The sequence below is a fragment of the Mesorhizobium sp. BAC0120 genome (assembly GCF_033542235.1).
GTDB lineage: Bacteria > Pseudomonadota > Alphaproteobacteria > Rhizobiales > Rhizobiaceae > JAWRCU01.
This window is the reverse complement of sequence record NZ_JAWRCU010000001.1, coordinates 708,484-730,415: the sequence shown is the minus strand read 5'-3', so window position 1 is coordinate 730,415 and position 21,932 is coordinate 708,484. Positions and strand designations below refer to the sequence as shown.

Annotated in this window: 21 protein-coding genes and 1 other RNA gene; 14 read left to right on the top strand and 8 right to left on the bottom strand. The window is 63.1% G+C overall.

The window, feature by feature from the left end; all coding sequences use genetic code 11:
- Nucleotides 1-22: 22 nt before the first annotated feature.
- Both SAZ10_RS03465 and SAZ10_RS03460 read right to left on the bottom strand, forming a co-directional pair.
- Nucleotides 23-1,207, bottom strand: a complete 1,185-nt coding sequence (locus tag SAZ10_RS03465; protein WP_318607789.1) for a lytic murein transglycosylase — start codon at nt 1,205-1,207, stop codon at nt 23-25.
- A 114-nt stretch (nt 1,208-1,321) separates the two neighbouring features.
- Complete coding sequence (locus SAZ10_RS03460) at nt 1,322-2,137, bottom strand: GH25 family lysozyme (RefSeq protein ID WP_318607752.1); 816 nt, start codon at nt 2,135-2,137, stop codon at nt 1,322-1,324.
- Between the two features lie 213 nt (nt 2,138-2,350).
- On the opposite strand from SAZ10_RS03460, the gene SAZ10_RS03455 reads away from it, so the two are divergent.
- Nucleotides 2,351-3,730: a serine hydrolase gene (locus SAZ10_RS03455; protein WP_318607751.1), complete on the top strand. Its 1,380-nt coding sequence runs from the start codon at nt 2,351-2,353 to the stop codon at nt 3,728-3,730.
- Between the two features lie 10 nt (nt 3,731-3,740).
- Here SAZ10_RS03455 and SAZ10_RS03450 read toward each other — a convergent pair whose 3' ends face one another.
- From SAZ10_RS03450 to SAZ10_RS03440, 3 genes are all read right to left on the bottom strand, one after another.
- Entirely contained in the window at nt 3,741-4,409 is a 669-nt protein-coding gene (locus SAZ10_RS03450; protein ID WP_318607750.1) for a class I SAM-dependent methyltransferase, read from the bottom strand.
- Nucleotides 4,406-5,653, bottom strand: a complete 1,248-nt coding sequence (locus SAZ10_RS03445) for a DUF3419 family protein (protein ID WP_318607749.1) — start codon at nt 5,651-5,653, stop codon at nt 4,406-4,408. Before SAZ10_RS03445 ends, SAZ10_RS03450 begins: the two co-directional genes overlap by 4 nt.
- A 127-nt stretch (nt 5,654-5,780) precedes the next feature.
- A complete protein-coding gene (locus SAZ10_RS03440; RefSeq protein WP_318607748.1) occupies nt 5,781-6,767 on the bottom strand; it encodes a class I SAM-dependent methyltransferase in 987 nt (328 codons plus the stop codon).
- On the opposite strand from SAZ10_RS03440, the gene SAZ10_RS03435 reads away from it, so the two are divergent.
- The gene (locus SAZ10_RS03435; protein WP_318607747.1) at nt 6,757-7,284 is read left to right on the top strand and encodes a 2,4'-dihydroxyacetophenone dioxygenase family protein; all 528 of its coding nucleotides are present in this window, start codon (nt 6,757-6,759) and stop codon (nt 7,282-7,284) included. The genes SAZ10_RS03440 and SAZ10_RS03435 overlap by 11 nt on opposite strands.
- Nucleotides 7,262-8,041 carry an SDR family NAD(P)-dependent oxidoreductase gene (locus SAZ10_RS03430; RefSeq protein WP_318607746.1) on the top strand — a complete coding sequence of 260 codons (780 nt, stop codon included), beginning with the start codon at nt 7,262-7,264 and terminating at the stop codon, nt 8,039-8,041. The genes SAZ10_RS03435 and SAZ10_RS03430 overlap by 23 nt, the downstream gene beginning before the upstream one ends.
- On the opposite strand, the gene SAZ10_RS03425 is transcribed toward SAZ10_RS03430, so the two are convergent.
- Entirely contained in the window at nt 7,985-11,695 is a 3,711-nt protein-coding gene (locus SAZ10_RS03425; RefSeq protein WP_318607745.1) for a hydantoinase B/oxoprolinase family protein, read from the bottom strand. The two genes, SAZ10_RS03430 and SAZ10_RS03425, sit on opposite strands and share 57 nt — an antisense overlap.
- 204 nt (nt 11,696-11,899) lie before the next feature.
- Between SAZ10_RS03425 and SAZ10_RS03420 the strand changes: the two genes are divergently transcribed.
- The 5 genes from SAZ10_RS03420 (at nt 11,900) to rnpB (ending at nt 14,883) form a co-directional block, all read left to right on the top strand.
- Nucleotides 11,900-12,112, top strand: coding sequence for a hypothetical protein (locus tag SAZ10_RS03420; protein ID WP_318607744.1), 213 nt, complete (start codon nt 11,900-11,902; stop codon nt 12,110-12,112).
- 212 nt (nt 12,113-12,324) lie between these two features.
- Nucleotides 12,325-12,534 (top strand): hypothetical protein, encoded by a 210-nt coding sequence (locus tag SAZ10_RS03415; protein WP_318607743.1) that lies wholly within the window; start codon nt 12,325-12,327, stop codon nt 12,532-12,534.
- A gap of 301 nt (nt 12,535-12,835) precedes the next feature.
- A complete protein-coding gene (locus SAZ10_RS03410) occupies nt 12,836-13,555 on the top strand; it encodes a DnaJ family molecular chaperone (RefSeq protein ID WP_318607742.1) in 720 nt (239 codons plus the stop codon).
- Complete coding sequence (locus tag SAZ10_RS03405; protein WP_318607741.1) at nt 13,552-14,316, top strand: N-acetylmuramoyl-L-alanine amidase; 765 nt, start codon at nt 13,552-13,554, stop codon at nt 14,314-14,316. Before SAZ10_RS03410 ends, SAZ10_RS03405 begins: the two co-directional genes overlap by 4 nt.
- A gap of 102 nt (nt 14,317-14,418) precedes the next feature.
- Nucleotides 14,419-14,883, top strand: an RNA gene (rnpB, locus tag SAZ10_RS03400) — RNase P RNA component class A.
- 13 nt (nt 14,884-14,896) lie between these two features.
- On the opposite strand, the gene SAZ10_RS03395 is transcribed toward rnpB, so the two are convergent.
- A complete protein-coding gene (locus tag SAZ10_RS03395; RefSeq protein ID WP_318607740.1) occupies nt 14,897-16,018 on the bottom strand; it encodes a hypothetical protein in 1,122 nt (373 codons plus the stop codon).
- A 221-nt stretch (nt 16,019-16,239) separates the two neighbouring features.
- Here SAZ10_RS03395 and SAZ10_RS03390 point away from each other — a divergent pair, with 221 nt between their 5' ends.
- A complete protein-coding gene (locus SAZ10_RS03390; protein WP_318607739.1) occupies nt 16,240-16,518 on the top strand; it encodes a type II toxin-antitoxin system ParD family antitoxin in 279 nt (92 codons plus the stop codon).
- A gap of 124 nt (nt 16,519-16,642) precedes the next feature.
- On the top strand, nt 16,643-16,816 hold the full coding sequence (locus tag SAZ10_RS03385; RefSeq protein WP_318607738.1) for a type II toxin-antitoxin system RelE/ParE family toxin: 174 nt from the start codon (nt 16,643-16,645) through the stop codon (nt 16,814-16,816).
- A gap of 14 nt (nt 16,817-16,830) precedes the next feature.
- Here SAZ10_RS03385 and SAZ10_RS03380 read toward each other — a convergent pair whose 3' ends face one another.
- Nucleotides 16,831-17,934, bottom strand: a complete 1,104-nt coding sequence (locus SAZ10_RS03380) for a cystathionine gamma-lyase (protein ID WP_318607737.1) — start codon at nt 17,932-17,934, stop codon at nt 16,831-16,833.
- A 402-nt stretch (nt 17,935-18,336) separates the two neighbouring features.
- Between SAZ10_RS03380 and mraZ the strand changes: the two genes are divergently transcribed.
- From mraZ to SAZ10_RS03360, 4 genes are read left to right on the top strand one after another with little or no spacing between them, the layout of a single operon-like run.
- A complete protein-coding gene (gene mraZ / locus SAZ10_RS03375; RefSeq protein WP_318607736.1) occupies nt 18,337-18,807 on the top strand; it encodes a division/cell wall cluster transcriptional repressor MraZ in 471 nt (156 codons plus the stop codon).
- Nucleotides 18,804-19,823 (top strand): 16S rRNA (cytosine(1402)-N(4))-methyltransferase RsmH, encoded by a 1,020-nt coding sequence (gene rsmH, locus SAZ10_RS03370; protein WP_318607735.1) that lies wholly within the window; start codon nt 18,804-18,806, stop codon nt 19,821-19,823. The genes mraZ and rsmH overlap by 4 nt, the downstream gene beginning before the upstream one ends.
- 5 nt (nt 19,824-19,828) lie before the next feature.
- Complete coding sequence (locus SAZ10_RS03365; RefSeq protein WP_318607734.1) at nt 19,829-20,218, top strand: hypothetical protein; 390 nt, start codon at nt 19,829-19,831, stop codon at nt 20,216-20,218.
- A complete protein-coding gene (locus tag SAZ10_RS03360) occupies nt 20,215-21,927 on the top strand; it encodes a penicillin-binding protein 2 (protein ID WP_318607733.1) in 1,713 nt (570 codons plus the stop codon). The genes SAZ10_RS03365 and SAZ10_RS03360 overlap by 4 nt, the downstream gene beginning before the upstream one ends.
- The last annotated feature ends 5 nt before the right edge of the window (nt 21,928-21,932 follow it).

Sequence of the window (21,932 nt, the reverse complement as noted above, 5' to 3'; positions counted from 1 at the left end):
TGAGACCTTTCGCAATCGTGCTCTATGCCGACAGCCTGGCCAGCAGCTCCTGCGTCGGCCAGCCGTCAACCGGCAGGCCGAGCCGCTTTTGCTCCTGCCTCACGGCCTCGCGCGTGCCCGAGCCCAGCACGCCGTCGATTTTCCCGACATCGTAGCCGCGCCCTTGGAGAAGCGTCTGCAGCGCCTTCATCTCGTCCGCCGACAGAGCAGGGTCAGGATTGCGCGGGTCGTAGGGCGGTGAACCGGCAAGCCGGTCGGCCAGATGTGCGGCCGTCAGCGTATAGACAAAGGACTGGTTCCATTCGAGATAGACGTCGTAGTTCGGATAGGCCAGGAAGGCCGGTCCGTTGCGTCCCATGGGCAGGACTATGCCGCCCGGCACGCCTTTGTCCTTGAGCGGCGCGCCGTCGCGGTAAGTCACTCCCCAGGCACTCCACTGCGAGACCGGCAGCCGGCTGTTGCGGCCGGTCTGCTCCCACGGGAGCTCGTCGGGCACCCGAACTTCCTCGAGCCAAGGCTCGCCGGCGCGCCAGCCCAGCGAGTGCACGAATTTCGCAGTGGTCATGATCACGTCGGCCGGGCTGCCGCGCAGGTCGACCTCGCCGTCTCCGTCGCCGTCGACTCCCTTTTCCAGATAGTCCTTGGGCAGGATCTGTGTCTGGCCGATTTCGCCGGCCCAGGCCCCGCGCACGTCCGGAGGCACGGTGCCGAGATCGATCAGCTTCAAGAGCGCCATCAATTGTGGCCGGAACAGCTCCGGCCGGCGGCAGTCATGCGACAGCGTCGCCAACGCGTCCAGCGTCTTGAAGTCGCCCTGCACGGCGCCGAAGTCGGTCTCCAGCGCCCAGAATGCGGTGATCACCGGCGGGGGCACGCCGTATTCGGCTTCCGCCCGCGCGAAGACATCCGCATATTTCTTGAGGTTCGCCGCGCCCTGCTTGAGCCGGTAAGCATTCACCATGCGAGAGGAGAACTGGATGAATGACTGGGTAAACACGCCCTGGGCGCGGTCGCGCTTCAAGACATTCGGGTCGATGCCGGCCTGGTCAAGCGCCTGCTGGCCTTTCAGGCCGATCCCTTGCTCACCGGCTTCGGCCTCGAACCCCTTCTTCCAAGCACTGAAATCACCGCCGCATTCAACGGCATGGGCCGGCATTGCCGACGCAAGCATGAACGAAGCTGCAACCGCTTGGGCCCGCAATCCCATGACGCCTCTCTGTAGAGCCATTGCTAAACGCCATTACCGGGCCCCGAGAAGCCCGCACCCGCCAATGCAATGCAAACTGCCCGTGGCGAAAAACGGGCAGAGGCGTTCAATCGATTATTTTGTGTTCGCCATCAACCATTTTTTCCAGGCGAGCTGGCTGCCGTTGAAGACGTTGACGTCGGCATTGCCCTTGATGCCGGGCACCGTGCCGGTGCCGGTATACTGCCAGAACGTAAAGGGATGCCCGCTATACTTGTCGTCGGGATGGCCGGCCACCGAGCGCAGCCAATAGGGATAGCCGCGGAAGGTCGAGAGATTGTTGTCCCGGAAGAAGTCGATCGGGGTGTAGATGATCGGCTTCTTGCCGTAGTGACGCTCGACGATGGACAGGAATTTCTGCATCTCCGAGCGTACTGTCTGCGGATCGGGTCTGAGCTTGCAGGTCGGCGACTGCGGGTTCCACTCCATGTCGAGCACCGGCGGCAAGGCGGAACGGTCGCGAGGCACGTTACGGATGAACCAGGCCGCCTGCTCCTCGGCCGGCCGGCAGAAATAATAGAAGTGATAGGCGCCGCGTGGCACGCCGGCCGCCTTGGCCTTTTGCCAGTTCTCGGCAAAATTGTCGTCGACGCGATCACCGCCCTCGGTTGCCTTCAGGAAGGCGAAGGAAATGCCGGCGGCTCTGGCATTCTCCCAGTCGACCGAACTCTGGTATTTCGAGATGTCGGCGCCATGCACGGCGTAGTGCCACGGCGTAATCGAGTCCCATTTATGCGGGTCACTGTCCCCGAAGCGGGGATACGCGACGGCAACTGTCGCCCTGGTGACCGTGGTGCCATCGGACCTGATCGCCGATGTCGACACGAGGTCGTCGGCCGTGGTGCAGGCCGAGAGCAGCGCCAAGGCCACGATCGCCGCCAGTCGACGCATTTTCCCCTCCATGGCCCTGCAATATCGGGCCGCGCGATCATTTCACTGGAATGAGGCTGCGTATGAACCCCTCGCAGCCGCCTCTCCAATCCTGTGCACGATCATGGTTTAAAATAGGTTGATCGTGCTCGACAGGTCTTTCAACTTCAGTGAGGAATAACGGCAAATCGAAGGCAAAGACGGCAAGACCGCGGCAGGAAGCAACAAGAAAGCATGCGAACCGTTCGAAAAATCGGCAGATGGTTCCTCGGGATCGTCATCGTCGCCATCGCTGCCTTTGCCGGCGGGCTATATTTGTCGCCGCCCGAGCTGCTGCGCGTGGCGTCCGGCTATTCGGCCAAGATCGTCTGCTCCAATGTCTTCATTGCCGGCCGCGAGGCCGACCAGGTCCTGAAGCTCGACGTGCAGGCGCCGGGGCACTGGCTGCTGAGATACATTGACGCCTCCGTCGATCGCGACGCGAAGACCGTGACGGCGAGCCTGCTCGGAGTATTCGGCAGGAGCTTCGCCGTCGCGCGCGACGGTTTCGGCTGTACCTTGGTGCCCGACGGCAGGCTCGATGCGGTAGCCACTGTACCAACCCTCGATCCGGCGCCGGCAGCGTCCGATGCGCTCTGGCCGGAAGGCAAGGCAGTGCAACCCTCGCAGGACCCGTCGCTTGCCAGGATTCTAAATGATCCGACGCTGATCGGCCCGCAGATGCGCGCCGTCGTCGTGGTCAAAAACGGCCGCATCGTCGCCGAACGATATGGCGACGGCTTCGCGGCCGAGACACCGCTGCTCGGCTGGTCGATGACGAAATCGGTCAATGCGGCGATCGTCGGCACGCTGGTCAAGACCGGCAAGCTCAGCCTCGACCAGAAGCACCTCCTGGGGGCGTGGAAGCGAGACGGCCGCAGCGACATCAGTCTTGCAGACCTGATGGCGATGTCCTCCGGGCTTGCGTTCAACGAGGATTATGGCGCCGTGAGCGACGTCACGCGCATGCTTTATCTGGAGCCCGACATGGCTGGCTTCGCGGCGGACAAGCCGCTGGTCAACGAGATCGGCAAGGTTTTCAGCTATTCGAGCGGCACCGCCAGCATAATTTCGCGCATCTGGCAGAACGCCGCGGGCACCGAAGCGCTCTCCTGGCCGAAGAAGACGCTGTTCGACCCGATCGGCATGACAAGCGCCGTGCTCGAGCCCGACGAGCGCGGCACCTTCGCCGGCTCATCCTACCTCTATGCCACCGCGCGCGACTGGGCGCGCTTCGGCCTGTTCATCCTGAGGAAGGGCGTCTGGAACAGGCAGGAAATCCTCCCGACCGGCTTCGTCGACTGGATGCATGAGGAAGCGCCGGCTTCAAATGGCCGATATGGCAAGGGTGAGGTCTGGCTCAAAGGGCCGGGAGACGGCACGCCGGCCGGTCAGGACCCCGACGCCGGTTTCGGGCTTCCCGACGACACCTTCTGGTTCCAAGGCCATGACGGCCAGTCTGTTGCCGTCATCCCGTCGAAAGACCTAGTCGTAGTGCGCATGGGGCTCACGCCCGCCGTGCTCCATTACAGACCGCAAGGTCTGGTCGCGGCGGTGATGAAGGCATTGGAGTAGGCGAACGATGCTATTGCCGCGGTCGGTGCACCACCGCATGGACTGCGTAGCCGCGGTAGAGCGACCTGAATTCCAGCCCCATGCCGGCGAATGCCGCCTGTTTCGTCAGTTCGCCATGGAGAGTGTCGCGCGGGGAGACGTGGAACCTGGCAAGCCAGGCTCTCAGCACGGAGCGGAACCAGCCCGGCATGCCTTCCTGGCTGCCGAAATCGACGATATGCAGCGAACCGCCCGGCGCCAGACATGCGAGCCCCTGCGCGATGGCGCGCTCCCAGCCCGGAATCATCGACAGTGCATAGGAGATGAAGACCCGGTCGAAGCGGTCGCGGCCGAACAGCGCCAAGGCATCGAAATCGGTCGCATCGCCCAGCGAGAGCTTCGCGCGCTCAGCGATTCCTTCTTTCGCCAGCGAGCCGGCCGCCGAGCGCAGCATCTCGGACGATATGTCGAGGCCGAAGAGCCGTGCGTCGGGATAGAGGCGGGACGCGAGCACCAGGTTGCGACCGGTGCCGCAGCCTATCTCGAGCATGGTTCCTTCCGGCGGCACGTCCATTCCGGAAAGCAGCCGGTCGCGGCCGAGCAGATAGTATTTGCGGGTGAGGTCGTAGACGTGGCGCTGGCGGCGATAGACGCCGTCCATCAGCGAGGCGTGACCGCCGGGCTGATGCACCAGGCTCATGACGGCTTCTTCACGCAGAGGTGGAAGCCGCCATAGATCGCGGAGCGGTCGCGCCGATGGAATTCCATCGACTGAGCCTCGCGATAGTCCCATTGGCCGAGCACGCTGTCGCTCACACGGCCGGGCAGAAGTGTCGGCTCGGCTGCGGTGCGGAAGATGACGCGCGCGTTCGGCGCGGCGGTGCGGGTGATCTCCGCCCACAACTCGTTGAGCTGTGCATCGGTCATCCAATCCTGCGCGTCGAGCAGCACGAAGCGATCGACGCTGCCGGCGGGCTTGTCCTGCAAGAGCTCGACGATGTTGCGGTGATGGATCCTGACGCGGTCAGCATTGGCCCGGATCGACTCGTAGTGGACTTCGTCAAGGTAGGTCGGCAACGCCGCCTCGCCGGGCTTCGGATAGCAGCGGGCGAAAGCCTGCCAGGCGAAATAGTTGTCCTTCAATGGAAAATGGCAGGCGAGCTTTTCGAGCCGCATCGACAGCACACGCGCCATGTCGCCGTCGCCGCATGCGACCAGCGCGTCATACTGCGCCGGCGGGATGCCGAGCGCGAAGAGCGAGGATTTCAGCGAGGTCGCGCGGCGGATCAGCCGCTTCTGGAAGATCGGCGCCAGCTCCTCCTCGAAGAAGCGGCGCTGCTCGCGCGGGCTGGTCGCATTCATGATATCGCCGACCTTGACGCCGTAGAGGCGCGCCGCGCGATGACCGATGCCGATGAAGAAGCCGAGCGCCCCTTTGCGATAGAAGTTCCTCTCGAAGGCGGAAATGCGCCGCTTGCCGCGCCAGTTCCGCTTCTCCCAGTATTGCCTCGAGAGCGCATCGAGATTCGGTGCGATGAACCGGTCGTAGGCCGCACCGTTGTGCCGATTTCCCGCCTCGCCGAAGAAGCGGAAGACATCGCCATGCGAGGGCAGATGACGGAAGGCGGCGAGCTTCAGCCGATTGAGCGCGATATGGGCCTTGTTGAGATCGACTGCATCGATCGAGGCCGGCGAGCGGCTGAGATAGGCGAGCAGGTTGCAGCCGCCGGAAGCGATGGTGACAATCCGGTGGCCTTCCCTGAGCTCCATCGCTTCCATGTCGATCTCGGGGTCCTCCCAGATCTGCGGATAGACGAGGCCGGAAAAGACCAGCGCGAACAGCCGCTCGGAGACGCCCGCCCTCGAGACTGCCTTGTTCTGGTAAACCGCCGTCCTGATCGGCTTGGTTTTTCTCGGGCTCAGATCGGCCGACAGGTCGGTCATATGGAATCATCTCCGCAGCCAGGTTTGGCTGCGGGTAGACGAGGCGCATGACACGTGCGTGACAGGGGCTTGGCTGCGGAGGAGAGTTGCCGAGGCCGAAAACCCGCGCTCGCCCGCGCTCGCGTGCTTACTTCTCGAGATCCATCACCGTGATCCACGCCTGCCATCTTAGGCCGGGCAGCTTCAGGAGCAGCTTGTCGACTTGTTCGCCGGCGGTCCGGATGGCGGAACCGAAGCGGCTCCCGAAAAAGGGAATGGCGGCGAGCGTGGTGAGGGAGAAAAATTCCAGTTCGCACTTGGAGAAGTGCCGGCGCACGATATCGAGATCCGACTTAAGGAGTGGATGCTCGTCGATGGTGCGGGCCTCCGGCGTGCGGTTGCGGTAAAGGTTGATCATCGGATTGTGGCCGAGCGGTTCGAAGAAAATCGCCTTGCCGCCAGGGCGGAGCACCCGGCAAATCTCGCTGAGGGCCTTCTCCAGGACGAGGTGGTGCAGGATGCCGCTACCGAACACGAGGTCGAAGCTCGCGTCCGGCAGGCTCATATCTTCGGCATTGTCGACCTGGAAGGTCACGTTGTGCAAGGCGCGGCGGCTCGCTTCCTCGTTAGCCTGCCGGATCGCGACGTCCGAGAGGTCGATGCCGGTAATCCGCTTCACCGAGCCGGCCAGGCGAATGCTGCTCCTGCCATCCGCACAGCCGTACTCGAGCGCTTCCTTGCCATCGGCGGCCGCCTCTACCCGTCGCCAGTAGTCGTGGATGGCGGTCCTGGCCGCGAAATAGTAAAATGCGTCCTGCTTGCGTTCTTCGGGGGCCCCGAAGCGCTCGTTATGGAAGTCGCGTTCGCGCGCCAGGCGCGTATCGTAAACCATGGGAGGTTCTCCTCCCCGCCGCGTGCTTCTCAAAGTATAGAGTATTTCTAATATAGCATATTTTTGGCGAGAACCAGCCATCAAGCGATCCAAACGATACTTCTGCAAATTTGCAGGCGGAACGATTGTCCTGTTTCCTGGCCTGGAAGCCTGAGCGATAAGGACGTCTTTGCGATCGCAGCCGCCTGTCAGAACGAGGCGAAGTTCAAATTCACGAGACCAGGAGTCGACGATGCCGCCCATGAAAAGCGATCCCAATCCGCGCATGCCCTACCAGCATCCGATGCCGAAAGAGGCGCTTGCGGATATCGTCATTGCGCCGGCGATCCCGAGCGACGAGCGCATCTGGGTACCCCAGGGCGAGAGCGTCTGGTTCAGGCCGCTGTGCCTCAACCGTTCTCAGGGCTACTGGATGAACTTGCTGCGTGTGCGCAAGTCGGGCGTGCTCAGCCGCCACCGCCACCCGCAAGCCGTTCACGGCTTCGTTCTCAAGGGACGCTGGCACTATCTCGAGCATGAGTGGGTGGCTGAAGAAGGCGGATATGTCTTCGAGCCTCCGGGTGAGACGCATACCCTGGTCGTTCCCGACGATGTGGAAGAGATGATCACCTATTTCCAGGTCAACGGCATCATGTACTACGTCGACGCCTACGGTGAGCCGCTCGGCTTCGAAGACGTGTTTACGAAGATAGACATGTGCCGTGCGCATTACGGCAAAGTCGGGCTGGGCGAAGACTATGTCGACCAATTCATCCGCTGAGGTTTTCCGAAACGCCGCCGACTATCTCAGGCCGGGCCTGTTCCAAGGGCGGCAAGTGCTGGTGACAGGCGGCACTTCCGGGATCGGCGCCGCCATCGTCGAAGCTTTTCTGGCGCTGGGCGCCGACGTCATGGCGACAGGCGTCGCGAATTCCGAGATCGAACTCGCGCGCAAGCTGCCCGCGCTGGCGCGCGGGCAATTCGCAAAGCTCGACGTGCGCGATGGTGGTGCCGTCAGCGCCCTGGTATCCAGCCTGCCGCGTCTGGATCACGTGATCAACTGCGCGGGGGTCATCCGGCGAGGGGAGGAGCTGGAGCCGGAAGTCTTCGCGGACGTCGTCGACATCAATCTCAGCGGCTCGATGCGGGTCTGTGCGGCCGCGCGGCCGCGACTGGCGGAGCATGGCGGGACAATCGTCAACACCGCTTCGATGCTCTCTTTCCTGGGCGGCGGTCTCGTTCCCGGCTACTCGGCCTCCAAGGGTGGCGTTGCCCAGCTTACAAAATCACTGGCGATCGCCTACGCGAAGGACCGTATCCGGGTGAACGCGATCGCCCCCGGATGGATCGCAACGCCGCTCACACAGGCGTTGCGGGACGATCCGGTGCGCAACCAGCAGATTGTCGATCGCACAGCCATGCGGCGCTGGGGCGGACCGTCGGAAATCGCCGGCGGCGCGCTCTATCTGTCGTCGCCGCTGTCAGGCTTCGTCACCGGCACGATACTCGTCATCGACGGCGGGTATCTCGTCACTTAAGGGGGCATCCGGTCGGAAACCGCCCGGCGTCGGCGTCGTCACCGTCACCGCCTCGCCGGCCTCGAGCACCGTCTGGTCGCAAGCTTTCAGCGTCTCGATGGTGCCGTCGAGGCGACGGATTTCCGTGCTGCCGGGCTCACCGTCTCCGCCGCCGTCGAGGCCGCGTGGCGGGCGTGAGCGGTGCGAGGAAAGGATCGCGCATTCCATCTTCTCGAGGAAACGGATGGTGCGCCTGGTGCCGTCCCCGCCCGAAAATTCGCCCTTGCCTCCAGAGCCCCGCCGGATATGGAAGTCCTCCAGGAGCACGGGGAAGCGCAGTTCCAGCACCTCCGGGTCGGTGAGCCGCGAGTTGGTCATGTGCGTATGGACGGCGGCTGTACCGGCAAAGCCGCGGCCGTCGTTCATGCGGCCGGCCGGGGAGCCGGAGCAGATCGTCTCGTAATACTGGTAGTTCGAATTGCCAAAGGTGAGGTTGTTCATCGTCCCTTGCGCGTTGGCGAGCGCACCCATCGCGCCGAACATCGCATTGGTGACGTGCTGCGAGGTCTCGACGTTGCCAGCCACGACTGCAGCAGGGTAGGAGGGCTTCAGCATGCAGCCATCCGGGATCACGATGTTGATCGGCCTCAGACAGCCGGCATTCATCGGGATCGCACCCTCGACCATGACGCGGAAGGCGTAGAGCACCGCGGCGCGGGTGACGGGCTCCGGAGCGTTGAAGTTGTTCTTTTCGACCTTCGACGTGCCGGTGAAATCGACCGTCGCCTCGCGCCGCTCCCGGTCGACTGATATCTGCACCTTGATGACCTGGCCGGTCTCGGTGGGATATTCGTATTCGCAACGATCGGGCAGGCGGTCGAGCACCCGGCGCACGCTTTCGGCCGCATTGTCCTGGACATGCGTCATATAGGCTTCAACCACGTTTAGCCCGAAGGTAGCGACCATCTTCTTGAGCTCAGCCACGCCCTTCTCGTTTGCGGCGATCTGGGCCTTGAGGTCCGCGACGTTCTGGCGAAGATTACGCACCGGGTAGGGGTGGTCGGTAAGCAGCTCCTCCAATTCCTTTTCGCGAAATCGGCCTCTCTCGACGAGCCGGAAATTGTCGATCAGCACGCCTTCCTCCTCGACGGTCGTCGCAAGCGGCGTCATCGAACCGGGCGCAGTCCCACCTACGTCCGCGTGATGGCCGCGCGAGGCGACCCAGAACAATATGTCACTGGCCTTCTCGTCGAACACCGGCGTCACCACGGTAATGTCGGGCAGATGGGTGCCGCCATTATAGGGCGCGTTCAGCGCGAACACGTCGCCCGGATGCACGTCGCCTGCGTTGAGGCGGATGATCGTCTCGACCGAGCGGTCCATGGAGCCGAGATGCACCGGCATGTGCGGCGCATTGGCGACGAGCGCGCCGGTGCGATCGAAGACGGCGCAGGAGAAGTCCAGCCGCTCCTTGATGTTCACCGAATAGGCGGTGTTCTGGAGGGTGACACCCATCTGCTCGGCGATCGACATGAAGAGATTATTGAAGACCTCGAGCAGGATAGGGTCGGCCTCGGTGCCGATCGCCGCGTGGCGGCGTTTTTTCTCCGCGCGGCGCATCAGCACATGGTTCATCGCCGTGATCTCGGCCCGCCAGCCCGGCTCGAGCACGATCGTCTGGTGCTTCTCGATGACCAAGGCCGGACCGGAGACACGGTGACCGGGGCGGAGCGCCTCGCGATGGAAGACGCCGACCTCGCGCCATTCGCCTTCGGTGAAAATCCTGCGGGTCTCGGAAGGTATTGCGTCGACTTCCTCCAGCGTCGATGCAGTCTCTGCCTGGCGCTTGTCGGCGCGGTCGCTCCCCTCGATCGCGATCGCCTCGATCACCAGCGGCCGGTCTTCATAGACGAAGCCGAACTGCGCCTTGTGGGCAGTTTCGAAGTCTCGCCTCGCGGCGTCGATGGACCCGGCGCTGAAGTCGACTGGAAGCGCAGTGTCGGTGCCGTCATAGCGAATATGCAGCAGCGGCCGCCACATCGCATGCCCACGCTCGATACCCTGATCGGCAAGCTCGGTCAGCACCGCCTCGCTGAGACTCGCGATCAGTTCGTCGATGTAGCCGAGCGAATCTTCCGACAGGGTTTTCAGCAGCGCCTGCTGACGCGACGCAAAGACGGAGGAGAGCCCGATGCCATAGGCCGAAAGCAGGCCGGAGAAGGGGTGGATCAGCACCGACTCCATGCCCAGCGCGTCTGCGACCAGGCAGGCATGCTGGCCGCCCGCGCCGCCGAAGCAATTGAGGAGGTAGCGCGTCACGTCGTAGCCGCGCTGCACCGAAATCTTCTTGATGGCATTCGCCATATTCTCGACGGCCACGGTGATGAAACCCTCGGCGACTTCCTCGGGCGACTTGCCGCCGATCTCCTGCGCCAGCGCTGCGAACTTTTCCTTCACCCTCTCGGCATCCAGCCTCTCGTTCTGGCCCGGTCCGAAGATAGCCGGGAAGAAGTCCGGCTGCAGCTTGCCGACGAGCACATTGGCGTCGGTGACGGTGAGCGGCCCGCCGCGGCGATAGCAGGCGGGCCCAGGATTGGCGCCGGCCGAGTCCGGGCCTGCGCGGAAGCGGCCCGCCTCGTAATGCAGGATCGATCCGCCGCCGGCCGCGACAGTATGGATGCGCATCATCGGCGCGCGGATCCGCACGCCGGCGACCTCGGTGTCGAAGGCGCGCTCATATTCGCCGCCATAATGGGCGACGTCGGTCGAGGTGCCGCCCATATCGAAGCCGATCACGGTCCCGAACCCGGCGAGCTTCGCCGTCTCGACCATGCCGACCACGCCGCCGGCCGGACCGGACAGGATCGCATCCTTGCCGCGGAACTTTTCGGCGGCGGTCAGCCCGCCGGAGGACATCATGAACATGAGGCGGGGCGACGGAGATTGGATGACCTCCCCCGTGATACTGGAAGTCGGCGCCAGCCCCAGCTCTCCTGCGACTTGCCGCACGTATCGCGACAGGATCGGCGAGAGGTAGGCGTCGACGACGGTCGTGTCGCCACGACCGATAAGCTTGACCAGTGGCGAAACCTCATGGCTGGCGGATACCTGCGAGAAGCCTGCATTCCGGCAAAGCCTTGCAAGCGCCTCCTCATGTTGCGGATATTTCCAGGCGTGCATGAGGACAATGGCCACAGCATCGAAGCCGTCGCCTTGCGCACGCGCGATTTCCATCTGGGCCGCCGTGAGGTCGACAGCTTTCTCCACCGTACCGTCGGCCCGCACCCGTTCGTCGATCTCTATGACGCGCTGGTAGAGCTGTTCGGGAAGCACGATTTCCTTGGCGAAGATGTCCGGCCGCGCCTGGTAGGCGATGCTCAGCGCATCGCGGAAGCCCCTGGTGATCAGGAGCAATGTGCGCTCGCCCTTCCGCTCCAGCAGCGCATTGGTGGCAACCGTCGTACCCATTCTGACGTCGCCGATGCGATCCGCCGGCACCGGCTCGCCCGGTATCAGGCCCAGCAGGTCACGGATACCCTGCACGGCTGCGTCGCGATACGCCCCGGGATTCTCTGAAAGCAGCTTGCGCGCATTGAGCCCTCCCTCCGGGGAGCGGCCGATGACGTCCGTGAATGTGCCGCCGCGGTCGATCCAGAAATCCCATCTGCCGGGCATGGCCACGCCTTTCAGTGTTGGTCCTGATGGACGTGTTAGTGCCGACCGCAAGCCGCGGCAACGCCGACGATCACGGCGTTGAGCGGGCCACGGTTGTTACAGCTCGAAACTGAACGTGAAGAAACAAATTTTTCACGCTCTCGTTACCGCTGCGAGTGACCGGCACCAGTACCCAAGACACTGCGGTTTAAGAGGAGACCAGTCATGAAAAAGCTAGTTCTCGCATCTGTGGCGGCTGTCGCCCTGTTCGGAGTTGCTGCTTGCAGCAACAACGGCACCGGCACCGACAATACGCAGACGCAAAGCACCACTCCTGCGCCACAGCCGGCGCCGACCCAGCCAGGTACGGACGGCACCGGCACGAACACGATGGAGCAACAGCAGCCGGGGCAGACCAACCCGGCTCCGAAGCCGTAGAAATCCGAGAGGAGAGGCCGGCGTCAGCCGGCTTCTTCTTTTTCGGCATAGCGCGCAATGTTTCGCCCGAAGCCAAAGCAAATCGTCGTCTGAGCCCAAGTTCCCCTGTCGCCGGACCAAACTTTGCCTCAATCAAGGTGTCTAGCGATATTTGTCGGATCGAGTTTCGATTGTTCACTCTGTCCGGACGACTACTGAGGAGGGAACCCCAGATGTCGAGAATTTTTGTTGTACCGGTGGTAGCAATTTCACTCATGTCGCTCGCCGCTTGTAACAAAGGAGGTGGCAGCAGCCAAGAGACCACGCCGCCTGCGACGACACAACAACCCTCGACTCAACAGCCGAGCACGGGCGGCGCCACCGGCACCAATACGATGCAGCAACAGCAGCCGGCGCAGACCAACCAGGCTCCCAAGCAGTAGGCAGGCGTCGCAAACCTGAAAGAGGGCCCAGGAGCCAGCGAGCGCTTTCGCTGCCAGGATCGGGTCAGCTTGGCGGAAATGTCCGCGCGTCATGACGCCGGCCGCGGCTAGCAGGTCATGTGAGGTGGTCGCCTCCTTGGCACGCGCGTCTGGATTGTCACTGAGCCGAAGGGACCAGGCTTGCCCGGCGATGAACGCCGGCGCCTGCCGAGGGTCATCCGCTGCAAGTCTGCCAATGTCGAGGTATCTTGGCCGCCTGGCCGGCTTTCAATCCTGGGCGGAAATAGTCTAAAGCAGCTTCATGTCCGTCTGGCTTCGCGTCGGCGAGTTTGTCTCGCGCATCACCAAATCAGGCTTCGGCGTCTCCGACGTGATCGAGGCGGTACGCACCATTTTCGAGGGCGATCCTCAATTGCGGCGAAAGGTGGCGTTCTCGATCGCCATGATCGCGCTCTCGGCCAAGATGGCGAAGGCCGACGGCGTCGTGACACAGGATGAGGTGCGCGCGTTCCAGGAGATTTTCGCCATACCGAGGAACGAGGCGCGCAATGTGGCGCGGCTCTACGATCTCGCCAAGCAGGATACCTCCGGCTACGAGGCTTACGCCGAGAAGATGGCGGGGCTGTGCGGTTCGGGCCGAGACAATTGCCCCATGCTCACCGACATACTTGATGGGCTCTTCCATATCGCCAAGGCGGACGGGGTGTTGCACGAGCGGGAAGGGACGTTCCTGCGCCGCATCGCCGAGATCTTCAAGATCGATGAACAGCACTATCAGAGCATTCTTGCCCGCCATGTGGTCCTGGGCGCGGGGGCCGATCCGTACGCCGTGCTCGGCGTCGAACGCGGCTCACCCTTCGAAGAGGTGCGGCGGCACTATCGCCGCCTGATCGCGGAGAACCATCCTGACAGGCTGATTGCGCGCGGCGTTCCCGAAGAATTCATCGCGATCGCGACGACGCGGGTCGCCGCGCTCAATGCCGCATATGAGTTGATCGAGCGGGGCTTGAGGGCCGCATGAGCGGTTTTCTTCCGGATTATGCTTTGGCGGACGTCAGGGTCTCGCCGAATTTCGGCCCGCGGCGCGATGGGCTGCGCCCCGAAATCATTCTCATACACTATACCGGCATGGAGACAGGGTCCTCGGCGGAGGCCTGGCTCTGCGACCCGGTGAGCGAGGTATCCTGCCACTATCTCGTGCATGAGGACGGCTCGATCGTACAGATGGTGCGCGAAGCCGACCGGGCCTGGCATGCAGGCCGTGGTTCCTGGCTCGGCCGAACGGACATCAATTCCTGCTCGATCGGCATCGAGGTCGCCAATCCCGGCCATGCCTATGGCTATCCGGACTTCGCGGCGCGCCAGGTCGAGGCCCTCATCGCTCTTTGCCGGGATATCGCCGAACGCTATTCAATCCGCCCAGAGCGGGTGCTTGCCCATTCCGATACGGCGCCGGGCCGGAAGGTCGATCCGGGCGAAAAGTTTCCCTGGGCGACGCTCGCTGCGGCCGGGATCGGCCATTTTGTCAAGCCGGCCCCGCTCCGCGGGGGGCGCTTCCTGTCGGTCGGGGAACACGGCGAGCCAGTCGACGCGCTGCAGTCGATGCTCGCGCTTTATGGCTATGGGGTCGAGATCACCGGGGCGTTCGATGTTACGACCGAAGCGGTGGTCGCCGCGTTCCAGAGGCATTTCAGACCCGAGCGCGTCGACGGAGTGGCGGACCTGTCGACTATCGAAACATTGCACGGACTCCTGGCAGCTCTTCCGCCTGACGTCGGGTAGTATGATTCTTTGAAGTTGCTGTGGCTTTGCTGCGCGGACCTTCGGTGCGTATCGCGTGGAAGGGGGTTGCGTTTTTCCCCGGAACTCCCTTTATACGCAACGCCAGTCGGCCGGGCGGCCGCAGGTGCGAGAGCCGAAAGGTTGCGCTTGAGGAAAGTCCGGGCTCCATGGAGACACGGTGCCGGATAACATCCGGCGGGGGCGACCCTAGTGACAGTGCCACAGAAAGCAAACCGCCCGCCTTCGGCCTTAGGGCTTCGTAGCAGCAAGCCCTTTAGGGCTGGCCAGGCTGGAGCGGCGCAAGCCGCGGAGGCGGGTAAGGGTGAAAGGGTGGGGTAAGAGCCCACCGCGCTTCCGGCAACGGAAAGCGGCATGGTAAACCACACCGGGAGCAAGACCGAATAGGGACGGCGAGAGAGGCAACTCTCGGGGCAGTTTCCGGCCCGTCGTCCGGGTAGGTTGCGTGAGGCGCGCGGCAACGCACGCCCAAGATGAATGGCCGCCACGTCGCGGCGCTCGCAAGGCGCCGAGGCCATACAGAACCCGGCTTACAGGCCGGCTGGCACAATATTCCCAAAGCCTAAATGGGATAACGCAGGATGGCCGCCAACTCCGCCTGCCTCGGAAGGTCCGCGCGGCGCACGCCAAGCACGCGCGCTCCGCTGGAGAGCGCACGGCCGGCGATCTCGTCAACCAAACCGTAGGAACGTGCATCCGCCCCTTCGGCGAATTCGACCGCGCCTGTCTCCTCGTCGACCGTCCCAGGGACGACGGAGTCAATATCCACCATCAGCCACCCGACCGCACCGAACGTCGCTGCGCGCGCGGCATCGGATATGTCCGTCGTCGCCCGGCCTTCGCCGGCCCGCTTTTCGTAAAGCGCCTTCAATTCCTCGATCTCGCCTGCGTAGGCCGCATCCAAGACCGGCCGCGCAGCTTGCGCGAGATCGGCATCCGATATGCGGTCCGGACTGGTTTCAATACCGCCGGGCAACAGATACGGATAGCTATTCACCGCCCGGTACACGGACATCATTCGTCCGGTCGCGGCCAGGATCATCGGTATCTCGCGCCCCGTCAGGAATGGCCGCAGAGCGGCATCGACCTTGCGCGCGTACTGCTGCAGCCGGACGTTCTGCCCCTCCAGGCCGTGGATGCGGCCGCTCGGGGAACGATCGTTGATGGTCGATTTGCCGACGGCACTTGCGGCACTCTTGGGCATTCCAACGATCTTGAGCGTGGTCGCCGGCAGATCGGCATTCATCTCCACAAGCCGAACGGCGTTCTCGGAGAAGGCCAGGATGTAGGCCGAGTGCGGAAATGTAATAGCCCGGAGCAGCGGGTTCAGATGGAACCTGTCCGCTACTTCGACCATCGGCGTAAGATGGTTGGCAAGGCGAAAGGTTCGCAGGCTGTCAGGGGTGGCCAGGACGGCGAGGCTGTTGGCCTGCAACCGCCAGAACTCTTCGTCCTCCGCCAGGACATCGAATTCCTCCATCAAGGATGCAAGACGTCGCTTGTCGAAAGATTCCGCCTCGAGTTGCTCGCGTGCCTGCCGGCAAAGATTGCCCAGTTCGATCCGTGAAGCATCGCTCTCCTGCGTAAGCGGCGTCGTCTTCAGATAAATCGAAACGCAAGCATCGCTCCGCAAGTCGTTGAGCGCTTTGAATTCCGAACGAGTAGGGATATCGACGTACAGCATTCAAAACTCCTCGCCTCATGCAAGTCATTGAATCCGTATTGATCGGCACCCTACCACAAGACGCGTCTGTTTATTAGCGCGAGTCAGCCGATCTCCTACCCAAGGCGATCTTGCCATCGGTATCGAGCTCGGACCGCCAACGCACCTTCCATTGCTCTCCAGTCTTGCCCTTGGTACGATTAAATCGTACCATCTTCGCTCGAAGTCACATAGAGGTAGCGATGGGACAAGTCCACAAACGAAGCATCACGCTTTCAGCAGACCTCGCGACCGCTGTAGATGAAGCCGTGGCCGCTGGTGAGTATGCTTCCGCCAGTGAAGTTATCCGCGATGCGCTTCGCGACTGGAAGGAAAAGCGAGATCTGCTCGGCCACACGATCGATGAACTGCGGCGGCTTTATCTGGAGGGGTTGGATAGCGGACCCGGACGGATCGTCTCCATAGACGAGATCAAGGCAGAGGCGCGAGCGAGGCTTCGGCAGTCCAAGGATCGGGCGTGATTGAACTGCCGGTGATCCGGACCGCGAGGGCGGAAGAAGATCTCATCGAGATTTGGCTTTACGTCGCTGCTTTCAGCGTGGCAGCAGCCGACCGGCTCCTCGATCGCTTCGAAGGCGCTGGGACTTGCTGGCTACACAGCCGTATTCAGGAGCAGCGCGTAACGACATCGCTATAGGCCTCCGGCATGTGGTGGTTGGTGACTACCTGACGCTCTATCGCGTCAAGGACGACGCCATTGTGATCGTGCGCGTGCTGCATGGCAGCCGTGATCTGACTGAGGAAGAATACGGTTCATGAATTCAGGGATTGGGTCATGCCAATGCCTCCTGCATCGCCCTCCACAATTCCTCGGCCGGCTCGCAGCCGACCGACAGCCGGACGTAGCCCGGCGCAACGGCGTCGCCCCAGCGGGCACGGCGCTCGGCCGAGCTGTGCACGCCACCGAAGGAGGTCGCCGGCTGGATCAGAGCACATTTATTGATGAAGCTCTCGGCGGCCTGCTCGCTCTCCAGCGTCAGCCCGATCAGGAAGCCGAAGCGATCCATCTGCATACGTGCAAGATTGTGAGAAGGGTCATCCGGCAAGCCGGGAAAACGGACGGCGTCGATGGCGGGATGGTCCTTGAGCCGCTGAACAATGACTTCCGCTGAATTGCACATGCGGTCGAAGCGCACCTCCAGCGTTTCCAGTCCGCGATGAACGAGCCAGGCCTCGAATGGCCCGGGGATTGCGCCGGAGAGTTTGCGCCAGTCCGCAACAGCGGAGACGATCTCCGGATTGCGGCTCGTGACATGGCCGAACAGCACGTCGGAATGGCCGTTCGGTGCCTTGGTGTCGGCGGCTACGACAATATCTGCGCCGAGGTCGAGCGGTCGCTGGCCGTAAGGTGTCATGGTCGTATTGTCGGCGACAACGAGCGCTCCTGCAGCATGCGCCGCTCCGGCCACCGCGGCGATGTCGCAGATGTCAAGTCCGGGATTGGAAGGAGTTTCGACGAAGACGAGCCTGTAGCTTTCGAAGCCGCCGTCCAGGAAACTCGAGGTCGGGCGTGTGTCGATCGCGATCCCCATGGATTTCAGGAAGCGGTCAGCAAGGACACGGGTCGTATAGTAGCCGTCGGAAGGCAGGAGGATGCGGTCGCCGCTCTTGAGCAGCGCGAAGAAAACGGCCGAGATGGCGGCCATGCCGGACGGAAAGGCGAGGGCGGTTGCTTCTTCGAGGTGTCCAAGCAGCTTTTCGACGGCTGACCAGGTCGGGTTGAAAAAGCGGCCATATTGATTGAAACCCGTCGGGTCGCCGGGCAGGTGGTACATCGACGCCATGGTCAGCGGCAGAGGCACGGGGTCGCCCTTGGCCAGTTCGTCGCGCCGGAGATGGGCGAGGCGGGCTGCGCGCGACTGCGGGGTCTCTGTCATGGCTCCCTCGGGATAGTCGATCAAAGCGGTCGTCGAGGCTTAGGTCGGCGGCGCGCCTTCCGCAAGCGCGGAAGGGGGCGTCGTGACGCTCAATAACTCTTCGTTAGCGTTAATCGACGATAAAGCCGAATGCGCCGATTTGAACGCTGGGCGGCCGTCTGTCGCGGGCCGTTCCGGTCTGTTCCCGTTGACGCCCATAGAGGCCCATGCTATCCCATTCACTCAATCAATATTTCGTTGCAGTTCGGGGTAAGGCGTCCGTCAAACCGGCAGCCGCGGCGGCTGTCCGGACGAAGTCGTTTTGTCCCGAAACGAGCGAGAAAAAGACTTTGAGAACCGCGTTGCCCGGTGCGGGTGTCTGCATGCGGAAGGGCGATGCGAAGGAGGCGGCAGTAGCAGGTGATGGACCGGTTTCTGTCCAGCGCAGTGAACAGGATCGATGCGAAGGGCCGGGTGTCGGTACCGGCGCATTTCCGTTCGGTCCTGCAGAAACGTGGCTTTTCGGATCTATATGCGCTGAGGGCGCTGGACGTGGCCGCGCTCGACGTGGGCGGCCCGGACCTGCTCGACCGCTACGAACAGCGCATAGCGCTGGAGGATCCTTTTCTGCAGACTGCGGACGACATGTCCTTCTTTTGTCACGGCGACGGAGCCTTCCTGAAGCTCGATCAGGATGGCCGCATCACGGTGAGCGATTTCATCCGCGAGCATACGGGGATCACGACGGACGTGGCCTTCGTCGGCCGCGGGCACTTTTTCCAGATATGGGAGCCGGAGCGGTTCAGCGACTATCGTGCGGAGGCCCGCGCGCGGTTGCTCAAGCTTCGGCAGGCCGCGACGGGGATGCTGCGGCCGACGGGGGAACCGGAATGATGGCGGGCCGCGGCCGGGATATCCAGGCCGTTGGCGGACCGGCCCGCCACATTCCGGTCCTGCTGAGTGAAGTCGCGACGGCGCTCGAGCCGCTTTCGGGTGCGACGATCGTCGACGGAACATTCGGTGCGGGCGGCTATACGCGGGCGCTGCTCGCCGCCGGTGCAAACGTGATCGCGATCGACCGCGATCCCGATGCGATCGCGGCGGGTGCCGATCTTGCGGTCGCATTCAAGGGCAAGCTCAGGCTGGTGCACGGACCGTTTTCCCGCCTCGATGAATTTGCGGGCGAGATGGTCGACGGCGTCGTGCTCGACATCGGCGTATCGTCGATGCAGCTGGATGAACCTGAACGTGGTTTTTCCTTCCGTGCCGACGGTCCGCTTGACATGCGCATGGCAAAAGCAGGGCTCAGCGCAGCCGACGTCGTCAATCGCTTCAAGGCCGGGGATCTGGCGCGCATTTTCGGCTTCCTCGGCGAAGAACGGCATGCCGGCCGCATCGCGCGCATGATCGAGAGGCGCCGCGCCGAGCGGCCTTTCACACGCACGCTCGAGCTTGCAGAAGCGATCGAGGCTCATGTCGGCCGCAGCCCCAAGGACAAGATCCATCCTGCAACCCGCGTTTTCCAGGCGCTGCGCATTTTCGTCAATGACGAGCTCGGCGAGCTTGCCCGTGCGCTGCTGGCGGCGGAGCGAGCGCTGAAGCCGGGCGGTCGGCTCGCGGTTGTCACCTTCCACTCGCTGGAAGACCGCATCGTCAAGCGCTTCATCGCAGACCGTTCCGGCCGGCCGGCCGTATCGCGGCATCTGCCGGATGCAAAGGCGCCGGCGCCCACCTTCGAGAAGGTCAACGGGCCGATCTCGCCCACGGACACCGAAATAGCGGCCAATCCGCGCGCCCGCTCCGCAAAGCTCAGGATCGCCGCACGCACGGACAAACCTCCCAGGCCCGCCGATATGGGCCAATTTGGTCTTCCAGCATTGCCCGATCCCTATTCATCGGGGGAGAGATAGTTCCAGTGTTCCGCACCAGCGACATACTGCTCATCGGGGTCATGGTCTCGGCCGCAGCCTTCACCTACAACACCAAGCACAGGGCGGAGGCCCGGCTAGCCGAAGTCCACAAGATCGAGTCCGAGATCAAGTACGAGCAGGACACGATCAATCTTTTGAAGGCGGACTGGAGCCTGCTCACCCAGCCGTCTCGCCTACAGAGGCTCACCGACATCTATCAGGACGAGCTGCATCTGCAGCCGGTCGAGGCGCACCAGATCGGCAGCCTCGATGACCTGCCGCCGAAGCCGGTCGAAATGCAGGACTTCTCGACGCAGCGCCTGGGTGGCGTGGCCGACAATGATACGGATCGAACGGGGACGGATCACATCGTGACCGGGGCGGTAGCGGAATGAAAACCTTGCTCGCAAAATTTTTGCGCAGGCGTGCCGCGGCTGGCGCCGCAGGCATTGTCGTCGAGGGTGCCGGCAAGTCGACCGGCGGCAAGGCGCGCAACCGCGTCGTGATGACCATGGCAGTGTTCCTGTCGATCTACTGCGCGATCGCCGGCCGACTGGTGTATCTCGGAACGCAGGAGCCCGACGATTCCGGCCCGCCCGGAGCGCGCATCACGGCCGCACGCCCGGACATCCTCGACCGCAACGGCGAGGTGCTTGCGACGGACATCAAGACGGCTTCGCTCTTTGCCGAACCGCGGCGTATTGTCGATGCGGACGAGGCGACCGAGAAGCTTGCGAGCGTGCTGCCCGATCTCGACTACGAGCAGACATACCGCAAGCTCAAGAGCGGCACCGGCTTCGTGTGGCTGAGGCGTCAGCTTTCGCCCAAACAGCAAAGCGACATCATGAAGCTCGGTATTCCGGGCATCGGGTTCCGCACCGAGAACCGGCGCTTCTACCCTGGCGGCGAGACCGCCTCCCATATTCTTGGCCTGGTCAACATCGACAACCAGGGCATCGCCGGCATGGAGAAGTATATCGACGAGCAGGGCCTCGCCGATCTGCAGGCGACGGGCCTTGCAACCGCCAAGGATCTCGAGCCGGTCAAGCTCTCGATAGATCTCAGGGTCCAGTACATTGTGCGCGACGAGATCGCGCAAGGGATGGAGCGGTACCACGCCATCGCGGCGGGCGCGGTGGTGCTCAACATCAAAACCGGCGAAGTGCTGGCCATGGCTTCTGTGCCCGACTTCGATCCGAACAATCCGTACAACGCCAACGACAAGGACCGGCTGAACCGCATGTCTGCCGGCCTGTATGAGATGGGCTCGACATTCAAGAGCTTCACGACGGCGATGGCGCTGGATTCGGGGAAGGTCACGCTCGACAGCCGGTTCGATGCGATGCGCCCCATAACGATCGGACGCCAGACCATCCACGACTTCCACGGCAAGAACCGTGTTCTTTCCGTGCCTGAGGTGTTCATCTACTCCTCGAATATCGGCTCGGCCCGCGAGGCGGAGGTCGTCGGAATCGATGGACATCGCGAGTTCCTGCATCGCCTCGGCGTTCTCGAGCGGATGCAGACGGAGCTGCCGGAGGTCGCCAAGCCTACCGAGCCAAGGGTGTGGAAGCAGGTGAACTCGATCACGATCGCCTTCGGGCACGGCGTGTCGACTACGCCGTTGCAGACGGCGGTGGGCTGTGCGGCGCTGATGAACGGCTACCTGATCGAGCCGACCTTCCTGCCGCGCACGCAGGAGCAGGCGATGGCGGTGGCCAAGAAGGTGGTCAAGGACTCGACCGTGGAGGGGCTGCGCTACCTGTACAAGTTGAACGCGGAGAAGGGGTCGGGCAGGCGCGCCCTGGTGCCGGGATACCGGGTCGGCGGCAAAACCGGCACCGCCGAGAAGGTCGTCAACGGCCGTTACTCCAACGATACGCGTTTCAACGCCTTCGTTGCGGCCTTCCCGATGGACGATCCCCAGTACATCGTGCTCAGCATCGTCGATGAACCCAAGCCTGAAAAACCCGGAATGGGCGCCACAGCCGGCTCCAATGCGGCGCCGATCGTCGCCAATATCATACGCCGGTCTGCCGCCATGCTTGGCGTGAAACCAGATTTCGGCCATGAAGATAAGCCTACATTGGTCGCATACCCTTGATTCTG

Excerpts from the sequence above, each read along its gene's own strand:
- SAZ10_RS03380 (WP_318607737.1), bottom strand. The coding sequence starts at position 17,934 with ATGACAGAGACCCCGCAGTCGCGCGCAGCCCGCCTCGCCCATCTCCGG.
- SAZ10_RS03410 (WP_318607742.1), top strand. The coding sequence starts at position 12,836 with ATGTCCGTCTGGCTTCGCGTCGGCGAGTTTGTCTCGCGCATCACCAAA.
- SAZ10_RS03440 (WP_318607748.1), bottom strand. The coding sequence starts at position 6,767 with ATGGGCGGCATCGTCGACTCCTGGTCTCGTGAATTTGAACTTCGCCTC.
- SAZ10_RS03465 (WP_318607789.1), bottom strand. The coding sequence starts at position 1,207 with ATGGGATTGCGGGCCCAAGCGGTTGCAGCTTCGTTCATGCTTGCGTCG.
- SAZ10_RS03395 (WP_318607740.1), bottom strand. The coding sequence starts at position 16,018 with ATGCTGTACGTCGATATCCCTACTCGTTCGGAATTCAAAGCGCTCAAC.
- SAZ10_RS03450 (WP_318607750.1), bottom strand. The coding sequence starts at position 4,409 with ATGAGCCTGGTGCATCAGCCCGGCGGTCACGCCTCGCTGATGGACGGC.
- rsmH (WP_318607735.1), top strand. The coding sequence starts at position 18,804 with ATGATGGCGGGCCGCGGCCGGGATATCCAGGCCGTTGGCGGACCGGCC.
- SAZ10_RS03360 (WP_318607733.1), top strand. The coding sequence starts at position 20,215 with ATGAAAACCTTGCTCGCAAAATTTTTGCGCAGGCGTGCCGCGGCTGGC.
- SAZ10_RS03430 (WP_318607746.1), top strand. The coding sequence starts at position 7,262 with ATGTCGACCAATTCATCCGCTGAGGTTTTCCGAAACGCCGCCGACTAT.
- SAZ10_RS03405 (WP_318607741.1), top strand. The coding sequence starts at position 13,552 with ATGAGCGGTTTTCTTCCGGATTATGCTTTGGCGGACGTCAGGGTCTCG.
- SAZ10_RS03460 (WP_318607752.1), bottom strand. The coding sequence starts at position 2,137 with ATGCGTCGACTGGCGGCGATCGTGGCCTTGGCGCTGCTCTCGGCCTGC.
- mraZ (WP_318607736.1), top strand. The coding sequence starts at position 18,337 with ATGGACCGGTTTCTGTCCAGCGCAGTGAACAGGATCGATGCGAAGGGC.
- SAZ10_RS03435 (WP_318607747.1), top strand. The coding sequence starts at position 6,757 with ATGCCGCCCATGAAAAGCGATCCCAATCCGCGCATGCCCTACCAGCAT.
- SAZ10_RS03390 (WP_318607739.1), top strand. The coding sequence starts at position 16,240 with ATGGGACAAGTCCACAAACGAAGCATCACGCTTTCAGCAGACCTCGCG.
- SAZ10_RS03415 (WP_318607743.1), top strand. The coding sequence starts at position 12,325 with ATGTCGAGAATTTTTGTTGTACCGGTGGTAGCAATTTCACTCATGTCG.
- SAZ10_RS03445 (WP_318607749.1), bottom strand. The coding sequence starts at position 5,653 with ATGACCGACCTGTCGGCCGATCTGAGCCCGAGAAAAACCAAGCCGATC.
- SAZ10_RS03455 (WP_318607751.1), top strand. The coding sequence starts at position 2,351 with ATGCGAACCGTTCGAAAAATCGGCAGATGGTTCCTCGGGATCGTCATC.
- SAZ10_RS03420 (WP_318607744.1), top strand. The coding sequence starts at position 11,900 with ATGAAAAAGCTAGTTCTCGCATCTGTGGCGGCTGTCGCCCTGTTCGGA.
- SAZ10_RS03425 (WP_318607745.1), bottom strand. The coding sequence starts at position 11,695 with ATGCCCGGCAGATGGGATTTCTGGATCGACCGCGGCGGCACATTCACG.